This window comes from Meiothermus sp., from assembly GCF_026004075.1.
Taxonomy (GTDB): Bacteria; Deinococcota; Deinococci; order Deinococcales; family Thermaceae; genus Meiothermus.
In genome coordinates, this window is record NZ_BPIK01000001.1 from 306,474 (window position 1) to 324,202 (window position 17,729).

Genomic DNA, 17,729 nt, shown 5'->3' on the forward strand with positions numbered 1-17,729 from the left:
TAAGTCTACCCTTTTGTTTTGGCGACAAGGGACTCTGCTATGATGTGCAGGTTGCTATGGTTGTACCGCCTACCCCCGAAAACCTCGAGCGCGCCGCCCAGATTATCCGCAATGGGGGGCTGGTGGCCTTTCCCACCGAGACCGTCTATGGCCTGGGGGCCAATGCCCTGGATGCCATGGCTGTGGCCAAAATTTTTGAGGCGAAAGAGCGCCCCAGCTTTGACCCACTGATCGTGCACGTCTCGGATCGCGAGATGTTGCAGCGCGTGGTGCGGGAGGTGCCTGCCCTGGCCGAACAGCTTATCGCGCGTTTCTGGCCGGGCCCCCTGACCCTGGTGCTGCCCAAGTCGGAGTTAGTCCCAGAGATCGTTACCGCGGGTCTACCCACGGTAGCTGTGCGTATGCCGGCTCACCCGGTGGCCCAGGCGCTCATCCGGCAGGCAGGGGTGCCGGTGGCCGCGCCCAGCGCCAATCCCTTCGGCTACCTGAGCCCCACCCGGGCCGAGCACGTCGAGCGGATGCTGGGGGAGCGGGTAGATCTGATCCTGGATGGGGGAAGAACCGAGTTTGGAGTAGAGTCCACCATTGTCTTGTTGGCCGAAAAGCCGGTTGTGCTCCGTTACGGCGCGGTGGCTTTGGAGGCGCTCGAGCAGGTGGTGGGGGAGGTGGCGCTGCAGGTTGAGGAGCGCGAAAAGCCCCTGGTACCGGGGCAGTTGCCCCAGCACTATGCGCCCCACACGCCCATCCGTATTGCTGCCCCAGAGGATATCCCGCCGCCCCAGCGCAAGCGGGCGGGCTACCTGGCTTTCCGGGAGGTGCCCAAAGGGTTTAAGGTGGTAAAGGTTTTGTCCCCTACCGGCAATTTGCTGGAAGCCGCCGCCCATCTATTTGAAGCCCTGCACCAGCTCGATCGATTGGGACTGGAGGCGATCTACGCCGAGCCGATACCGGAAGTGGGGCTGGGAAGGGCCATTATGGATAGACTGCGGCGGGCCTCCACAAAACCCCTGAACCCCACCCTGCCTACATGAATAGGCTCACGCTGGAGGATTGGATACGCCGACTGAAGCGATCTGCGCACGCGGAGCGCAATACCACCCGAAAAAAGACGCTTTCTTTGCCGAGCGTAAGGGGGGCTTGCCAGGCTTCACCAAGGTATTTATTGAAAATTGTCTTTGTGAGGCCTGCGCTAGAGATATAATCATGTGAGGCTAAAAATGCGAGGGCGAAATGTCTTTCTGTTGGTCTTAATCGTCTTGATGGCGGTTTTTGCTTGGCGCAACTGGGCCGTCTTCAGTGAGGAGAAAACACTCTCGCTTATCTTCACCCAGGTTACCGCGCCATTTGGCATCGTGATGCTTACCATCATGGCGGTACTGGTGGCCGTCTACTTCATGTACACGGTGGGCCTCGAGACCGCCGCCTTGCTCGAGGTCAAGCGGTATGCCCGCGAGCTGCTGGCCGCTCGCAAGCTGGCCGATGAGGCCGAGGCCAGCCGCTTCTCGGAGCTGAAAAAGTGGCTCGAGGGCGAACTGGCAGGCATCAATGCTCAAAGCCCGACGGGGCTCGAGGCCAAGCTACAAGCCATCGTAGAGCGGATAGATCGGGTCGAGCACGAGCTACGCGAGGATATCGAAAGGGCCGGTAACACCCTGGCTGCATACATTGGTGAGCTGGAAGACCAGATAACCGGCCAGGACAGGCATCCGCCCCCTCCGCGTTGAGCAAATTGACTAAACCCGCTAGACTAGACCCTGCTTGGGGGCCGTTAGCTCAGTTGGTCAGAGCAAGCGACTCATAATCGCCAGGTCGCGGGTTCAAGTCCTGCACGGCCCACCATTTTTTCAAGGCTACTACGCCTGCTGGCCTTGATTTGCCGGGCAGGCTCCTGAGTTTGTCGAAAAAGTAAGAAGCGATTTGAGGGCGCAGGTGAACCGGGTAATTGTTAAAGCGGGCAAAGGCAAAAAAGTGCGCAACTTTTATCCGGGCCTGTTTGCCGACGAACTGGCTTCGGTGCCAGAACAGGCCGGGGTTGTGCAGGTTTATTCCGAAGAAGAGGGTTTTTTGGGGGTGGGGTATTACGACCCCCAAAGCCGGGTGGCGGTGCGGGTCTACCGCTTCGACGAGGGGCCGCTCGACAAAAGATTTTTCCTGCAGCGCTTCGAGCGGGCCCAGAAAAAGCGGGCCCGGCTAGACCCCTTTCACCGCCTGGTGCACGCCGAGGCCGATGGGCTGCCGGGGCTGGTGGTGGATCGTTTTGGTGGTGTGCTGGTGGTGCAGGTGCGCAACCGGGCCATGGAAGCCCTGCGGGTGCACTGGCTACCGGCCCTGATCGAAGCCTTGCAGCCAGCCAGCATTTACGAACGCTCCGACGTGGACAGCCGCCGCCAGGAAGGACTCCCGGAGCAGGTGGGTGTGCTGTACGGCGAAGTGCCGCCGGTGCTGGAAGTTCAGGAAGATGGCCTGATCTTCCAGATTCCCCTGGCCCTGGCCCAGAAAACCGGTTACTACCTCGACCAGCGGGAGAACCGCCGGCGGCTCGAGCAGATGGTGGGGCCCGGTGAGCGGGTGCTGGACGTTTACAGCTATGTGGGAGCTTTTGCGCTGCGTGCAGCCCGAAAAGGGGCCTATGCACTGGCGGTGGATAAAGACCTCGACGCTTTGGCTGTGCTGGATCGGGCCGCCTCGATGCAGGGCTTGCGGGTGGATATCCGCCAGGGGGATGCGCTAGCGGTGCTGGACGATCTGGCTCGAGGCAGAACCCCGCCCTTTCAGCACGTCTTGCTCGACCCCCCCACCCTGGTTAAGAAGCCCGATGAACTGCCCAGGGTCAAGCGACTGCTGGTGGATTTGTTGCGGCCGGCCCTTCGGCTGTTGGATCGGGAAGGCTGGCTGTGGCTCTCGAGCTGCGCCTACTACCTGGGGGTGGACGCGCTGCTCGAGGTGACCCGCCGGGCTGCTGCCGATGAAGGCCGCCGCCTGCGGGTGCACGCCGTCCACTACAACCCGCCCGACCACCCCTGGAGCCTGCATGTGCCGGAATCGCTGTACCTGAAAACGGTCGTTTTTCAGGACGACCCCCTTTAGTTCGGACGGTTTAGTGCGTTAATCCCAATGTAGGGCTGGAGGTGCTGCTCTTGAAGTCTCTTCCCGCTCCAGTGGGAGTACCGCCCCTAACATCCGGATTTACAGGAGAGGGGTTATGCTCATAAAGTGTCGGCGAGCCTGCCCATCCGAAACGTCATCCATGTGGAGGTAGAGGTGGTTTACGCCCAGGCACACTCGAGGCCTGGGCAGCAGGTGTTTGTCTATTTCATCACCCTGGAAAACCGGGGCTACGAAACCGTGCAGCTCTTGCGCCGGGAATGGTTCATTCAGGACGCCCAGGGAGGGCTGGCGCACGTAGAGGGTGAAGGGGTGGTAGGTGAAAAGCCCATCCTCGAGCCGGGGCAGCTTTACAAATACAACAGCTTCTGCCCCATAGCCCAACCTCCAGGCCTAATGTGGGGTTTTTATACCTTTCAGAACATGCTGGGTGAACTGTTTCGCGTGGAGATCCCAGCCTTTGCCCTGCGCCTGCCGGACGCCCACCGCACCCTCAACTAGGCCAGTACGCTGGCGGACTCGCTGGCGTCTTCGGTGAGGCGTAAGAAGAACTCCTCGAGGTCGCTCGAGCCGTGCTGGTGCAGGAGCTGCTTGGGAGAGCCCAGTGCCAGCAGACGCCCTCGGTGCACCAGAGCCACCCGGTCGGCGACCTGCTCGGCCAGGTGGAGCTGGTGGGTGGCGTAGAGCACCGCCCGTCCGTCCTTGGAGTATTCGCGCAACAAGTCCTTGACCAGTCGGGTGGCGTGGGGGTCGAGCCCCACCATCGGCTCGTCCAGAATGAGGGCTTGGGGAGCGTGCAGAAGGCTCATGGCGAGCGAGAGCTTTTGCCGCATACCATGCGAGTAGGTCTCGATCAGCGACGAAGCAAAGCGGTCGAGGCGGAACTGCACCAGCAGTTCCTCGATGCGGGCCTCGGCTTTGGGCCTTGGAAGGCGGTAGACGCCGGCGGCGAAGCGCAGGAGCTCGAGGCCCGACAGCTTGCCATACAGGTAGGGCCGGTCGGGTACGTAGCCGAACTGGGCCTTGGCCCGCACCGGGTCTTTCCACACGTCCACCCCGTTTACCAGTGCCCGGCCCCGGCTGGGTCGCAGCAACCCCACCAGCGCCTTTATGGCGGTGCTTTTGCCCGCGCCGTTGGGCCCGAGCAGGGCCAGGGTCTCGCCGGGGTGCACTTCCAGGCTCAGGCCGTTCAGGGCCTCAAACCGGCCATATCGTTTGCTGAGGTCTTCCAGCCGAATCATCGCCACGATTAAAGCCTAAGGCCGAAAGCCTCTGGCAAGGGTGCAAAACCTGCTCTTAGGCTTTCGGCCCGGGGGCGGGTTTACCTTAGCTCTTCCAAGGCTCGCCGCAGGATGGCATCTTTGTTCAGGTCTACCTCAGCCTGGCCGCGCTCGGCAGGCAGGTTGACCGCGGGCCGGGGCTGGCTGAAGTTGAACTTGCCCTGAGCGTCGGCCTTGGTGGTAAAGGTCTGGCCGCCAATGGTGATGGTCACGGTCTCGCCGGGCTTGGCCCCGGTGCCCTCGAAGGCCACCGGCACCTCAAAGCGGGTGTCCTTGACCTCGATGTCGGGCTTGATGCCTTCTTTGTTGATACCCCGGCGCTTGGGGGTGAGCCACTCGAAGGTGACCAGGGTCAGGTCGCCGCCGTTGGCCAGGTCAATCACGTTCTGCCCCACACCCTTGCCAAAGGAAGTCTCGCCGATCACCTTGGCCCGCCCGGTGTCCTGCATGGCCCCCGCCACAATCTCCGAAGCCGAGGCCGAGTTGCCGTTGATCAGCACCACCATGGGCCCGCTCCAGGTGACCTGGCCGTTGGCCTCGCAGTAGAGCCGGGTCTCGTTGCGGGTGCGGGTGTATACGATAGGCCCCTCGCGGATAAAGGCCCGTGCCACCTGGCAGCCCTGATCCAGCAGACCGCCGCCGTTGTCGCGCAGGTCGAAGACCAGCTTTTGCACACCCCGCTGCTTCATCTCGTTCAGGGCCGCATTGAGCTGCTCGATGACCCGCACATTGCCGAAGGTTTCCAGTGCCACGTACCCCACGTTGCCGGGCAGGATGGTCTTGGAGACCGAGATAATCTCCACCCGCTGCCGGATCATCTCGAAGCGCAGGATGGCATTGGTGCCTTCCCGGCGGATGCCGATGGTGACCTTGGTGTTTTGCGGCCCCCGAATCTGGGCCACAATTTCGTTCAGATCGAGCTTGGTAACGTCCTGACCGTTGACCTCGACGATGATATCCCCGGCCCGGATGCCGGCATTGAAGGCCGGCAGACCCCGGATAACCCCCTGCACCCGTGCGCCACCCCCGTTTTCGTTGGGGGCCAGGGTCGCGCCAATGCCAAAGAACTCACCCTGGATATCCTGGTTGCGCAGGTTGGCCCGTTGGGGCGGGGAGTAGCTGGTAAACTCGTCGTCTAGTGCGCCCAGCATGCCCCGTATGCCGCCCTCGAGCACACGGTTGAGCTGGTCGGGCTCGAGGCGAGTTAGATACTGGGTTTGCAAAAGTTGATAGGTTTGAATCAGGGCTTGTCCGTAGGGGTTGCGGTTGAAGGACTCGGCGACCCCCCCTGAAAGCTGGGCATAGACCAGGGCGGCCAGAATACCACCCACCACAATTATCCAGGCTCTGCGCTTCATGGTTTCGTTCACCTAAGACCCCAGTTTAGCGGCAATGAATGAGAGCGAAGTGTTCACTAAGGGACAAAAAGGCGGAGTATCAAGAAACAGGAGCGGTCTGGCTTTTTTAACGCCTGATGCCCGCGCTCGTAGTACCCTGAGTACCGATGATCCACTTTCACCGGGTTACGCTCGAGTACCCCCGTACCCAGACCAAGGCCCTCTTCGACCTGAACTTGGAAATAAAAAAAGGCGAGTTTGTTTTTCTGGTAGGGCATTCCGGTGCGGGTAAATCCAGCCTGCTCAACCTGATTCTGAAGCGCCTCGAGCCCACCTCGGGAGCGGTTTATTTTGCTGGAGAAAACCTCAAAGCACTCCATGGTGACCGCATTGCCCTGCACCGTCGCCGGATTGGAGTGGTGTTCCAGGATCACCGGCTATTGAAGGATAGAACCGTCGAGGAAAACCTGCTGTTTGCCCTGCATGTGCTGGGGGTGCCCCGGAACGAGTGGGATACCCGCGTGACCCGCGTGCTCAGGCAGGTGGGGATTGTGCATAAAAAGCGGGCCTATCCCGAAGAACTCTCGGTAGGGGAGGCCCAGCGGGTCGCCATTGCCAGGGCGTTGGTGGGCGACCCCCAGGTACTCCTGGCCGACGAACCCACGGGTAACCTCGACCCGGCCAATGCGCTGGCGGTGCTGGAGATATTCAAATCGGTGCACGCTCGAGGGGCCACCGTGCTGATGGCAACCCACTCCCGCGATCTGGTAGAAGCCTATCCCCAGCGGGTGGTTGTGCTCAAGGCAGGGCAACTGGTGCGCGATGAGCGGGAGGGCAAGTACAGCCTGGCCTGAGGGTGTGGGCTTGGACAAATATCCCTCATCCGGCAATGGTAGTATTTAGATACCAGGCTCGAGGGCATTTTGAAAGCCTAAAGCAGTGTTTCGGGAATCCCAAAAAAGTGGAGGTTCCGAGTGGCCTTCGCTATACCTCGAAACCCAGCCTGGAAATCTAACTCGGAACGCGATTGGAGGGCAAAATGAACGTCTACAAGCTGGTTGGTCGTCAAATTGAGATTACTGAGGCCCTCAAGAACTACCTGGATAAGAAGATGGCCCGCCTAGACCGCTACTTCGATAACAACGTTGAAGCCAAAGTTGTGCTCTCGATGGCCCAGGGGGCACGCATCGAGCGTAAGGCCAAGGCGGAGATTCAGGTCAATGTGCCGGGGGGTATTGTACGCGTAGAGGAGTCCGATCCTGATATGTACGCGGCTATAGATCGCTCGATTGACCGCCTCGAGTACCAGCTCAAGCGCTACAAGGAGCGTCACTTCCAGCGCGAGCGTCACGCAGTGCCAGAGGCAGTGCTGGCCGGGAGCGCCCAGACCGAGGCTGAAGAAGAGGCCGAACCTCGCATCGTGCGCACCAAACGCTTTCACATGAAGCCCATGACCCCAGAAGATGCTGCTTTCGAGATGGAAGCCCTGGGGCACGACTTCTTCGTGTTCCGCAACTCCGATACCGATCAAATCAACGTGATTTATCGGCGCCGTGATGGCAATTACGGCCTAATCGAGCCCACCGCCTAAACAGGCCCCACCCCGCTGTGGCGGGCATACAGCCAGCATGCGCATTCTGGTTACGTCGCTCAAAGGCGGGGTGGGCAAAACCACCACAGCCATACACCTCGCCGCGTTTTTGCAGCTTCATGGCTCCACGCTGCTGATTGACGCTGACCCTGCCGAAGGTGCCCTGGTCTGGGCCCGCCAGGGGCCCGGACTGCCTTTTGAGGTAGCCGGCCCGGAGGAGGCCCGGCCCAAGCGGTTTGAGCACGTAGTGATTGATACGGCGGGGCATGCCAAAGCTAAGGTGCTGCGCGAATATGCAAACAAGGCTGACCTGGTGATCGTTCCCACCTCGCCGGGGCTGCTTTCCCTGGTCAGCCTGGAGCAGTTCGAGCAAGCTCTGGAGGGCCTGCCCTTGAAGGCCCTGGTTACCTTGGTTCCACCCTTTCCCTCACTGGACGGAGTACGCACCCTTGCTTACTTGAAGGCCCAAAAAATATCCCACTTCAAACACGTTATACATCGCCGGGCGGCCTACGAAAAGGCGGTGTTGGCAGGCACTTTGGTGCAAAACGTCCCAGACCCACGGGCTGCGCGGGCCTGGGAAGAGTATGTGCTGGTGGGACGAGAGCTGCTCAAAAGGTAGTGCAGCTTCATCGTTGGCGCTGAACCACCGATGCTCAAGGTGTCCGATCGCTAATCTACCGCCTGGACTACCCGCGCAACCCGCTCGAGCGCTTCTTGTACGAGCTGGCGGCTGGTCGCAAAGTTTAGACGCAGCCAGCCCTGGTACTGTGGCCCGAACATCTTGCCGTCGTTGAGACCCACTTTGGCCCGCTCGAGCATGACCCTATGAATCTCCTGGGCAAAAGGGGTTTTGGAGAAGTCGAGCCAGGCCAGGTAGGTGCCTTGCGGGGGCCGGTAGCCCACCTGGGGTAGGTGCTGCTGCATGAACTGGGTGATGAAGTCGCGGTTGCCTTTCAGGTAGGCCCGCACCTCCTGTAGCCAGTCCTGGGCGTGCTCGAGCGCGGCTCGCCAGGCAGCCATGGCGAGCACGTTGGGGTGGCCCCCAAGGCCTTTGCTGACCTGGGCCATGGCGCTCAAGATCTGCTTGTTGTGGCTGATGGCTACCCCGCCGCCCAGCCCGGCAGTGTTGTACGACTTACAAGGCCCGGTGAGGGTCACGGTGCGCTGGGCAATCTCGGGGCTTAAAGAGGCAATGGGGATGTGCTGGCCCTCGTAAATCAGGTCGGCCCAGAGTTCGTCGGACATCACCCACAGGCGGTGGCGCAGAGCGAATTCAGCCAGCTGTTCTAGCTCGTCGCGCCGGAAGACCCGCCCGGTGGGGTTCTGGGGGTTGCACAGCAGCAACAGCCGGGTGCGAGGGGTTACCAGGCGCTCGAGCTGTTCAAAATCGATCTCCCAACTGCTGGGGGTGGGTAGCAGCGGATTGTACCGGGCCACGCGATGATGCTCACTGAGCGCGTTAAGAAAGGGATGATAGACCGGCACCTGGGTAATCACCTCATCGCCGGGGCTGCTCAGGGCCAGCACGCTGGCGTAGATGGCCGGCACAACGGAGGTGGTGAGCAGCAGGTTTTCGGGGGTAAGACCTTCCAGGCCGTACCTGCTTTGCTGCTGAATAATGCGCTCCAGCAGCAGCTTATCCCCTTTCATCTGGGGGTAGCCCACCCGCTCCTGCAGCCGTTCCACAATAGCCTGGGCGATGGCCGGGCTGATGGGGAAGTCCATGTCGGCTACCCACATGGGCAGTACATCCTCGGGATAAAAGTGCCATTTGCCGCTGTAGCCGTAGGGGTCGCGCAGGGTGCGGGGCGATAACTCGTCGAGTTGCATGGCTATAGCTTATAGCTCCGGCTTGGTGGGGTGAGCAGGGATAATTATGTCTTCCATTTCTTCTTCCAGCATGACCCGGTTACGCCCGCTGGCCTTGGCCCGGTACATGGCCTCGTCGGCGCGGCTTAGCAGGGCAGCGATGGTGTCACCCTGGCGATAGCAAGCCACCCCAAGGCTTAACGTAACCGGTACACCCGATATGGGATTTTCGCGGATGGCCTCGAGCAAGCGTTGTGCCAACAGATGAGCTTGGTGAAGGTCGGTCTCGGGAGCAAGGATTAGAAATTCTTCACCGCCCCATCGGGCCAGACTATCGCTCTCGCGCAGGTGCTGTGCCAGCCTACTGGACACTTCCCGCAAGACCTGGTCGCCTACCGAGTGGCCGTAGGTGTCGTTTACTTGTTTGAAGTGGTCGATGTCGGCCAGCAGGAGCGCAAATGGGCGGTTGTAGCGACGAGCCCGATCCAGCTCGCCTTCCAGTCTTTGCTGCATGGCCCGGCGGTTGGTTAGATTGGTCAGGGCGTCGGTGTGGGCCATCTGGTGCATCTGAGCGTAGTGTCGGCGCAGGTAGGCAAACATATACAGCAAGGCCAGGTAAGCGATATTGGAAAGTGTGAACTGTAGGGCGGTATTGATAGACGACACATTAAGAGACGGGCTCATGAGCAAGCCAACGCCCCCCGCCAGCAGCCCCGAAGCCAGGTATATGAGCGAAAATCGCAGGGCCTGCCTTCGGTTGAGCAGATTAAAGGCCATTAGATAGACCATTGGAAACCACAGGGCGGCGGGAGTAATTCCATCGCGCTGGTGCAGCTTATAGCCTGTTTCATAAAAAAGGCTGAAAACTTCATAGGCTGCAATCATGAAGAGGGCAGTTTGCCAGACCCGCCGGATGCCCTGTGGATTGCGCCAGAGGTAGATTTCCAGCAAGATAAACCCTGCGGCCATTGGCAGAAGCAAATACTGATCGGGCAATGACAGCTTACCCGCTATTGCCGAGAGTCCCCAGGCAGCCAGGGCAGCCAGGGCCCCGAGCGGCAGCAACCACAGGCTGATGCGGACTCGCAGACCCTCGAGGGGATCGGCAACTTCAATGGTGGCGTATGGGTCGGGCGTGTAGCGGGGCGGCATAACAATTTTCTAGTCAATCTAACACCAATACTGGAGTTTTTGAGTTTATTTCAGCGCAACCAACGAAAGTTTCTTGAAACGTACAAGAACGCTAGCCCAATTATCACCGGGCACAAATGTCATTCCCGGCCGGACGGCGCCCTTTGGGGCGAGCAGTTGGCTCGAGCCCAGTTTAGCGGCCTTTGCCCACCCTGGTCGAGCCTGGCGGGCTTTTGATAGGCTTTGATCCGAGATGTTGAAGTTGGAGTCGGACTGGTGGAGGATGGGCCTGCGGGTGGCTGGCGTGGACGAAGCCGGACGCGGGGCATTGGCCGGGCCGGTGGTGGCCGCAGCAGTGATCCTGCCCCCACCGAAAGGCCAGGCCCAGTACCCCTTCTACGACTCCAAAATCCTTACCCCTAAGGCGCGTAACCGCCTGGAAGCACAAATTCGGGCGGTGGCTTTGGCCTGGGGGGTGGGTTGGGCCGAGGTGGTCGAAATAGATCGACTCGGCATCTTGAAGGCCACCCATCTGGCCGCCGCGCGGGCTTTAGAGCAGCTCGAGGTGCCTCCGGAAGCATTGCTTACCGACTATTTACGCCTGGAGGGAGAGTGGCGCCAGTATTTGCGTAAAAATCCATCCCGGCCCGACTCGTTGCACCTGCTGCGCTGTCCGCCTAAAGCCGATCAGCATAGCCCTACCGTGGCAGCAGCCAGTATCCTGGCAAAAGTAGCACGAGACCGCTATATGGAAGCGCTCGAGCAGCAGTACCCCGGCTATGGTTTTGCCCAACACAAGGGCTACGGTACTGCGCTGCACCTGCAAGCTTTAGAGAGACTGGGTCCCTGTGCGGTGCATCGACATAGCTTTGCGCCGGTGGCTCAGGCCGGGCTTTTTTAGGAATTCTTAAGGCGGCATTGCCCCTAGCCAACCTGGCGTAAAATGCGCTCGAGAAGATTATGCGTGTAAAACTGCTGCTTGCCTTACTGGCCATACTGTTTTCCGGCTGCTTTCCTGCACGTTCTAGCCTCACCGTGGGGCTGCGCTTTGGTATCGAGCTAAACCCTGTGATCACCCGCTTTGAACCCGACCGAGGACAGGCCGCTAGCTACCGGGTGGGGGATAGCGTGAGCTTTATCATCACCCTGACCCGGCCAGGCTACGTGGTATTGGTTGGCATAGACCCGGACGGGGTGACCTACGAGTTCGACCGGATTTATCTGAACCCTGGTACCCACAGGCTTTCGGGGCCGCCGGGGTTCCGCTACGAGGTGCGCCCGCCCCTCGGCTTGCAGCGGGTGCGGGCCATCTATACCGATACCCCGCACCCCTCTGGGTTTGTTTTCCGTGGTAGATATAGCCTGGAGCTTTGGGATCAGCAGGTCTCCATCTACATTCAGCGCTCGGGCTCGAGAGTGCAGGATGTGGCCGAAACATACTTCTACATTCACTAAAGCCACAAAACCAAAGCGGTTTTCCACGATCTCCAAAAGCAACCGAAGCGATCCTCGAACGCGCCTCAGACCAAGTCGCTTGCGCGATTCCGACTGAGCCGGAACCTATCAGGTGTGGCAAGTGCGTGGCGCTTTACTGCGATTTCCTCTATAGGTCATTCGCGTGTAGAGCTGGTAGGCTCGAGGGTCTTGTACCAACAATATACGCAGTATTGATACCCCAAATGCGCTGACATATAATCTCCTCGCACCGAACGTGCAAAAAGGTAGCTTTTTTGCTGAGGAGGAATTCGATGAAGCGACGTGACTTCTTGAAGAAAGCAGGGGTTGGTGCTGTAGCGGCCAGCACGGTATTTGGTCCGGTTTACGCCCAAACCTTGCCGCGTTTGCGCTGGCGTATGGCCACGAGCTGGCCTCGCTCGCTGGATACCCTGTTTGGCGCTGCCGAGATTGTGGCCAAGCGGGTGGCCGAGATGACCGATGGGCGTTTCGAGATTACCCCCTACCCGGCGGGTGAAATCGCCCCTGGGTTGCAGGTGCTGGACGTGGTACAGGCTGGCAACGTCGAGATGGGCCACACCGCCAACTACTACTATGTAGGTAAAAGCCCTTCGCTGGCCTTCGACACCGGGGTACCCTTTGGCCTGAACCCCCGTCAGCAGAATGCCTGGCTCTACTTTGGCGGTGGGTTGCAGGCCATGCAACGGGTGGCCGCCGACTTCAACGCCATTACCTTCCCGGCGGGTAACACCGGGGTGCAGATGGGGGGCTGGTTCCGCAAGGAGATCAAAGGCCCGGAAGACCTCAAAGGACTGCGCTTCCGTATCCCAGGGCTGGGCGGACAGGTCATGGCCCGCCTGGGGGTTACGGTGCAAACCCTGCCGGGGGGTGAGATCTTCCTGGCGCTCGACCGTGGGGCCATTGACGGGGCCGAGTGGGTGGGCCCCTACGACGACGAAAAACTAGGCCTGAACAAAGCTGCCCGCTTCTACTACTACCCCGGCTGGTGGGAGCCCGGCTCCACGGTTTCTGCTCTGGTTAACCTGGATCGCTGGAAAAGCCTGCCCAAGGAGTACCAGGAGATTATCAAGGCGGCCTGCGCCGAAGCCAACGAGCGAACCCTGGCCGAGTACGATGCCAAAAACGCCCCGGCGCTGGCACGCTTGCAGCGGGCCGGTACCCAGCTCAGGCCCTACCCTTCCAGCGTGCTGCAGGCGGCCAACAAAGAATCCACCGCTTTGTACGAGGAAATTGCAGCCAAAGACGCCACTTACCGCGGCATCTACGAAAACTGGAAGAAATTCCGCGACGAGATTCGGCGCTGGTTCGCGCTCAACGAGTTCCGCTACGACGACTTTACCCGTACTTTGCGCTAACCTTGGCCTCTTCAAATCCCCTACAGTGGCACTGTAGGGGAATTTTTGTAGCCAATTGATTATTGATTGACGGAACCCAACCTGCTCGTTACGATGGGCAGGGCCAAAAAGGAGTCAGTAAAATGCACGAAAGGGTACTTTTACCTGAGGGAGGTTGGGTTTGAAGGCGTTGCTCTTCGCTTCCAGGCTAATTGATAGCCTTAACGAATGGGTAGGGCGTGTGGTCTTGTGGCTGGTAGTGCCGATGATCGCTATTGGGGCTTACAACGCTATAGGACGTAGCCTCGATAAAAGCATTGGAACCCGGCTGGCCTCCAACACCTACTTCGAGCTGCAGTGGTATCTCTTCTCCCTGATTTTTTTGTTGATGGTGGGCTACGTGCTCAAGCACAACGGCCATATCCGGGTGGATGTGGTCTATGCCCGCCTGGGCGCACGGGGTCGGGCCTGGGTGAATATGCTGGGTTCGATTTTGTTTGTGGTGCCTTTTGCTTTGATTCTCTTCTACGTTTCCCTACCGCTGGTGGCGTTCTCTGTGCAGGTGCGGGAAGCCTCCCTAGATGCCGGTGGACTGCCTCGCTGGCCCCTGAAGCTCATGATGTTGCCAGCCTTTATCTTGCTCGCTTTGCAGGGCTTTTCGGAGTTTGTCAAGAACCTGGCTTATTTGCGTGGGGTGTTGCCCCAGCTACCCAGCGAGGCTGAAGGGGAGGTGGCCTAGATGGTGCTTTCCGGCGGTGGGGTGGAGCTGTTGGGCGGGGCAATGTTTATTGCAGCCCTGGTGCTGATTTTTACGGGCTATCCGGTGGCTTTTGCGCTGGGTGGGGTGGCGCTTATTTTTGGGGCCATTGGCATTGGTATCGGTGAGTTCGACATCCGCTTCGTGGGCAGCCTGCCCCAGCGCATCTTTGGCATAATGTCCAACTACACCCTGCTGGCCATTCCGTACTTTATTTTTCTGGGACTCATTCTGGAGAAATCCAAGCTGGCCGAGCAGCTTTTAGACACGGTTGGGCAGCTTTTTGGCCCCATCCGGGGCGGTGTGGCTATTGCGGTGGTGCTGGTGGGTACTTTGCTGGCGGCCACAACCGGGGTGGTGGCGGCTACTGTGGTGGCGATGGGCCTTATCTCGTTGCCGGTGATGCTCAAGTACGGCTACAGCAGACCTCTGGCTACGGGGGTGATTGCCGCCTCGGGAACCCTGGGCCAGATTATTCCCCCTAGCATTGTGCTGGTGGTACTGGGCGACCAGCTGGGCGTTAGCGTGGGCGACCTGTTCTTGGGTGCTTTGATACCAGGGCTAATTCTCTCCGGCAGCCTGATCTTGCTGGTGGCGCTGGTGGCCCTGGTTCGGCCTAAGCTGGCCCCGGCTCTGCCGCCGGAGGCCCGCCCGTACCGGGGCTGGGAGCTGGCCTGGCGGGCCCTGGTAGCGCTGGTGCCGCCGGTGCTGTTGATTTTGTTTGTACTGGGCAGCATTTTCTTTGGCATCGCGACCCCTACGGAGGCCGGGGCGGTGGGCTCTATTGCAGCGCTGCTGATGGCGGCTGCCTACCGGCGCTTGAGCTGGAAAGTGTTTCGCGATGCCGTGGCCGAGACGGCGCGCTTCACCAGCATGGTGATCTTTATCCTGATTGGGGCTACCGCCTTCAGCCTGATTTTCCGGGGCCTCGAGGGCGACAAACTGGTGAAAGACATTCTGGTGGCGCTACCCGGCGGAGAAATAGGGTTTATCGTCTTTGTGATGGTGCTGGTCTTTGTGCTGGGCTTCTTTATTGATTTTTTCGAAATCTGCTTTATTATTGTGCCCCTAATTCTGCCAGCGGCTACGGAAATCTGGACGGCCCAGGCCGAGGCCTTGCAGATGGCCGGTAACTACGACCTTTCCACCGAGGCCTTTGTGCAGCAAAAGCTATTGTGGTTTGGCATCGTGCTGGCCATGAACCTGCAGACCAGCTTCCTCACTCCGCCCTTTGGTTTTGCTCTCTTCTACCTGCGCGGAGTGGCCCCACCGGAGGTCAAGACCACCGAGATCTACAAAGGGGTGATTCCCTTCATTATCGTCCAGCTTATTGTGCTTGTGATGGTCATTGCCTTCCCCAGCCTGAGCAGTTGGCTGCCCTCGCTGCGGGGGGTACCAGGGGGCTAGGGTATCAGCAGCACCTTGCCAGTGGTCTCGCGGCTTTGCAGCGCCCGATGGGCCTGGGCGGCCTGGGCCAGGGGGAACTCGGCCCCGATTCGGATTTTGAGCTGGCCTTCCAGGGCCCAGCGCATCACGTCGCCGGCCCGCCACTCCAGCTCCTGCCGGGTCTGGGTGTAGTGCCACAGAGAGGGCCGGGTCAGGTAGAGGCCGCCTTTCTGGTTGAGGATTTGTGGGTTGAAGGGGGGCACCGGCCCGCTGCTCTGCCCGTACAGCACCAGCATGCCCCGGATGCGCAGGCTGTTCAGGCTGCCTTCCCAGGTGGACTGCCCCACCCCGTCGTAGACCACATCCACCCCTTTTCCACCGGTAATTTCGCGGACTTTCTGGTCGAAGCCTTCGTAGGGCAGGGCGTAATCGGCCCCGGCTTCCTTGGCCAGGGCCCGCTTTTCCTCCGAGGAAGCAGTAGTGATGACGGTGGCCCCAATTCGCTTGGCCATCTGAATTAAGAGGAGCCCCACCCCACCAGCCCCGGCGTGCACGAGGCAGGTCTCACCGGCCTTGAGAGGGTAGGTGCTGTAAACCAGGTAGTGGGCGGTCATGCCCTGTAGCATGCCGGCCACGGCAATTTTGGCCTCGAGCCCATCCGGAATCTGCACCAGTTTGTTGGCGGGCACCACGGCGTACTCGGCGTAGCTGCCTTGCACATTGGAGTAGACCACCCGGTCGCCGGGCTTCACACCAGCCACCCCCGGCCCCACTGCCTCGACCACACCGGCCCCCTCCTCGCCCACCGTAAAGGGGGTGGGGACGCTGTACAGGCCAGCGCGCTTGTAGATATCAATAAAATTGACCCCAATGGCCTGAAGGCGTACCAGGGCCTGGCCTTCGCCGGGGGTGGGGATAGGGATTTCTTCCAGTTGCAGGGCCTCGAGGCCGCCGGGTTGGTGTACGCGAATGGCTTTCATAGCTATAGACTAACCCGATTTTGGCGCAACTTGAACGGCAAGGAACCCCTGGCCCGCGCGCCGCCCAGCACCTTGACCAGGGCTCGCAGGGTGGGGGCGCGGAAGCCATAGGTCACGAAGGCCGGTTTGCGCAGGCTCAGGATGTGGTAGGGGTTCCACAAAGCGATGTGCGCGGCCCGTTTGCCCAGGGTGAAAGCATGCTTGAGGAGCTGGGTTTCCGCCTCGCTCAGGCTGCCGCGACCGACCGAGACCACCAACAGGTAGTCGGCCTTGGCGGCGGCCTGTTCCAGCCCGCTCTTGAAGGCATCGGCCTGTTTGGGGTCGTAGACAAACTGACTGACCCTGGCGAAGCGGGTCTCGAGCAGATCGGCAAAGTCCTTGACTGCGAGGGTCTCGCCGTAAGGGCCGGCCTCGAAGGTGCTGCCCGCCGAGACTACCAAAATTCGATCCGAGCGCCGGGGGCGCAGCGGCCGGCGGTAGGCGGTAATGCTCCGCAGGGCCACCTGTTCCATGAGAGTCTGGTCGCGCTTCTGCTGGGCTGCGGGGTAGGGCTGGGCCTGGCCGGGGAAGCGCTGGGCTGCCTCCAGCAAACGCAGCTGGCTTTGTCGGGCCTGCGCCTCGGAAAGTGAGCCGTTTTCAAGGGCTTGCTGGATGGCGGTGGCCTGGGCGATATGCACCTCGGGCTTGCCCAGCGACAGAATCATATCGGCCCCGGCCTGCAAGCTTTTTACGGCAGCCTCGCCGATGGAGTAGTTTTTGGTGATGGCTTTCATGTCCAGCGCATCGGTGACGATGATGCCCTGAAAGCCCAGTTTTTTACGCAAGAACCCGGTGAGGATTTTTTTAGAGAGGGTGGCCGGGTGCTGTTTGTCCAGGGCGGGAAAGCGGATATGGGCGCTCATAATCGAGCTGATCTGGGCTTCCACGGCTTTGCGAAAGGGGTAGAGTTCGGTGCGCTCGAGCTCTTCCAGCGTTTTATCCACCACCGGCAGCTCGAGGTGCGAGTCCAGGAAGGTGTCGCCGTGTCCGGGGAAATGCTTGACCGCGGCCATTACCCCGGCCTGCTCAAGGCCCCGGGCCCAGGCCAGCGCCAGCCGGGCTACTTTTTTGGGGTCGGAGCCAAAGCTGCGGTCGCCGATCACCGGGTTTTTGGGGTTGGTGTTCACGTCCACGGAGGGGGCAAAGTTCCAGTTGATGCCCAGTGAGATGAGGGTACGCCCCACCGCCGCCCCCACCGCTTCGGCCGTCTTGACATCCCCCACGGCGCCCAGGGCCATCGGGGAAGGGGCCAGGGCAGACTCCAGTACCCGCTGCACCGCCCCGCCCTCCTGGTCAATGGCAATCCAGGCCTGGGGCCCCAGCAGCGAGCGAATCTCGGCGACCAGTTCGCGAACCTGATCGGGGTTCTGGATGTTTTTGCGAAACAAACATACTCCCCCAAAGCGGTAACGCTCGAGGTGGGCGCGGGTGGCCGCATCCAGGGTGGGGCCGGGGATGTCTACCATCATCAGGCTGGTGGCAAGATACAGGCTTTCCATGA

Annotated in this window: 18 protein-coding genes and 1 tRNA gene; 13 read left to right on the forward strand and 6 right to left on the reverse strand. The window is 60.4% G+C overall.

Translation table 11 applies throughout. From position 1 onward, the window contains the following. Positions 1 to 56: 56 nt before the first annotated feature. From Q0X18_RS01490 to apaG, 5 genes are all read left to right on the forward strand, one after another. Complete coding sequence (locus Q0X18_RS01490; RefSeq protein ID WP_297557602.1) at positions 57 to 1,031, forward strand: L-threonylcarbamoyladenylate synthase; 975 nt, start codon at positions 57 to 59, stop codon at positions 1,029 to 1,031. A 186-nt stretch (positions 1,032 to 1,217) separates the two neighbouring features. Next, on the forward strand, positions 1,218 to 1,724 hold the full coding sequence (locus tag Q0X18_RS01495; RefSeq protein ID WP_297557605.1) for a DNA cytosine methyltransferase: 507 nt from the start codon (positions 1,218 to 1,220) through the stop codon (positions 1,722 to 1,724). Positions 1,725 to 1,762: 38 nt separating this feature from the next. Next, positions 1,763 to 1,839: transfer RNA gene (locus Q0X18_RS01500), tRNA-Ile, on the forward strand. Between the two features lie 90 nt (positions 1,840 to 1,929). Continuing rightward, a complete protein-coding gene (locus tag Q0X18_RS01505; RefSeq protein ID WP_297557608.1) occupies positions 1,930 to 3,087 on the forward strand; it encodes a class I SAM-dependent rRNA methyltransferase in 1,158 nt (385 codons plus the stop codon). A gap of 126 nt (positions 3,088 to 3,213) precedes the next feature. Next, positions 3,214 to 3,606 carry a Co2+/Mg2+ efflux protein ApaG gene (apaG, locus tag Q0X18_RS01510; protein WP_297557611.1) on the forward strand — a complete coding sequence of 131 codons (393 nt, stop codon included), beginning with the start codon at positions 3,214 to 3,216 and terminating at the stop codon, positions 3,604 to 3,606. Here the strand turns inward: apaG and Q0X18_RS01515 are convergent. Both Q0X18_RS01515 and Q0X18_RS01520 read right to left on the reverse strand, forming a co-directional pair. Next, the gene (locus Q0X18_RS01515) at positions 3,603 to 4,346 is read right to left on the reverse strand and encodes an ABC transporter ATP-binding protein (protein ID WP_297562906.1); all 744 of its coding nucleotides are present in this window, start codon (positions 4,344 to 4,346) and stop codon (positions 3,603 to 3,605) included. The genes apaG and Q0X18_RS01515 overlap by 4 nt on opposite strands. An 80-nt stretch (positions 4,347 to 4,426) precedes the next feature. Continuing rightward, positions 4,427 to 5,743, reverse strand: a complete 1,317-nt coding sequence (locus tag Q0X18_RS01520; protein WP_297562908.1) for a S41 family peptidase — start codon at positions 5,741 to 5,743, stop codon at positions 4,427 to 4,429. A 146-nt stretch (positions 5,744 to 5,889) separates the two neighbouring features. On the opposite strand from Q0X18_RS01520, the gene ftsE reads away from it, so the two are divergent. From ftsE to Q0X18_RS01535, 3 genes are all read left to right on the forward strand, one after another. Beyond that, positions 5,890 to 6,576 (forward strand): cell division ATP-binding protein FtsE, encoded by a 687-nt coding sequence (ftsE, locus tag Q0X18_RS01525; protein WP_297557613.1) that lies wholly within the window; start codon positions 5,890 to 5,892, stop codon positions 6,574 to 6,576. Positions 6,577 to 6,761: 185 nt separating this feature from the next. Further along, positions 6,762 to 7,313, forward strand: coding sequence for a ribosome hibernation-promoting factor, HPF/YfiA family (gene hpf / locus Q0X18_RS01530; RefSeq protein WP_297557616.1), 552 nt, complete (start codon positions 6,762 to 6,764; stop codon positions 7,311 to 7,313). A 37-nt stretch (positions 7,314 to 7,350) separates the two neighbouring features. Further along, a complete protein-coding gene (locus Q0X18_RS01535; RefSeq protein WP_297557618.1) occupies positions 7,351 to 7,935 on the forward strand; it encodes a ParA family protein in 585 nt (194 codons plus the stop codon). Between the two features lie 50 nt (positions 7,936 to 7,985). On the opposite strand, the gene Q0X18_RS01540 is transcribed toward Q0X18_RS01535, so the two are convergent. Beyond that, entirely contained in the window at positions 7,986 to 9,146 is a 1,161-nt protein-coding gene (locus tag Q0X18_RS01540) for a MalY/PatB family protein (protein ID WP_297557620.1), read from the reverse strand. 9 nt (positions 9,147 to 9,155) lie between these two features. After that, a complete protein-coding gene (locus Q0X18_RS01545; protein ID WP_297557624.1) occupies positions 9,156 to 10,277 on the reverse strand; it encodes a GGDEF domain-containing protein in 1,122 nt (373 codons plus the stop codon). Positions 10,278 to 10,509: 232 nt separating this feature from the next. Between Q0X18_RS01545 and Q0X18_RS01550 the strand changes: the two genes are divergently transcribed. From Q0X18_RS01550 to Q0X18_RS01570, 5 genes are all read left to right on the forward strand, one after another. Continuing rightward, positions 10,510 to 11,157 (forward strand): ribonuclease HII, encoded by a 648-nt coding sequence (locus tag Q0X18_RS01550; protein ID WP_297557626.1) that lies wholly within the window; start codon positions 10,510 to 10,512, stop codon positions 11,155 to 11,157. Between the two features lie 59 nt (positions 11,158 to 11,216). Further along, complete coding sequence (locus tag Q0X18_RS01555) at positions 11,217 to 11,711, forward strand: DUF4384 domain-containing protein (protein WP_297557628.1); 495 nt, start codon at positions 11,217 to 11,219, stop codon at positions 11,709 to 11,711. A 293-nt stretch (positions 11,712 to 12,004) separates the two neighbouring features. After that, a complete protein-coding gene (locus Q0X18_RS01560) occupies positions 12,005 to 13,087 on the forward strand; it encodes a TRAP transporter substrate-binding protein (RefSeq protein WP_297557630.1) in 1,083 nt (360 codons plus the stop codon). A gap of 160 nt (positions 13,088 to 13,247) precedes the next feature. Next, on the forward strand, positions 13,248 to 13,805 hold the full coding sequence (locus tag Q0X18_RS01565) for a TRAP transporter small permease subunit (RefSeq protein ID WP_297557633.1): 558 nt from the start codon (positions 13,248 to 13,250) through the stop codon (positions 13,803 to 13,805). Beyond that, complete coding sequence (locus Q0X18_RS01570; RefSeq protein ID WP_297557635.1) at positions 13,806 to 15,230, forward strand: TRAP transporter large permease subunit; 1,425 nt, start codon at positions 13,806 to 13,808, stop codon at positions 15,228 to 15,230. Here the strand turns inward: Q0X18_RS01570 and Q0X18_RS01575 are convergent. Continuing rightward, positions 15,227 to 16,189, reverse strand: a complete 963-nt coding sequence (locus Q0X18_RS01575; protein ID WP_297557638.1) for a quinone oxidoreductase — start codon at positions 16,187 to 16,189, stop codon at positions 15,227 to 15,229. The genes Q0X18_RS01570 and Q0X18_RS01575 overlap by 4 nt on opposite strands. A 2-nt stretch (positions 16,190 to 16,191) precedes the next feature. After that, a complete protein-coding gene (gene nagZ / locus Q0X18_RS01580; protein ID WP_297557641.1) occupies positions 16,192 to 17,727 on the reverse strand; it encodes a beta-N-acetylhexosaminidase in 1,536 nt (511 codons plus the stop codon). Positions 17,728 to 17,729: the final 2 nt, after the last annotated feature.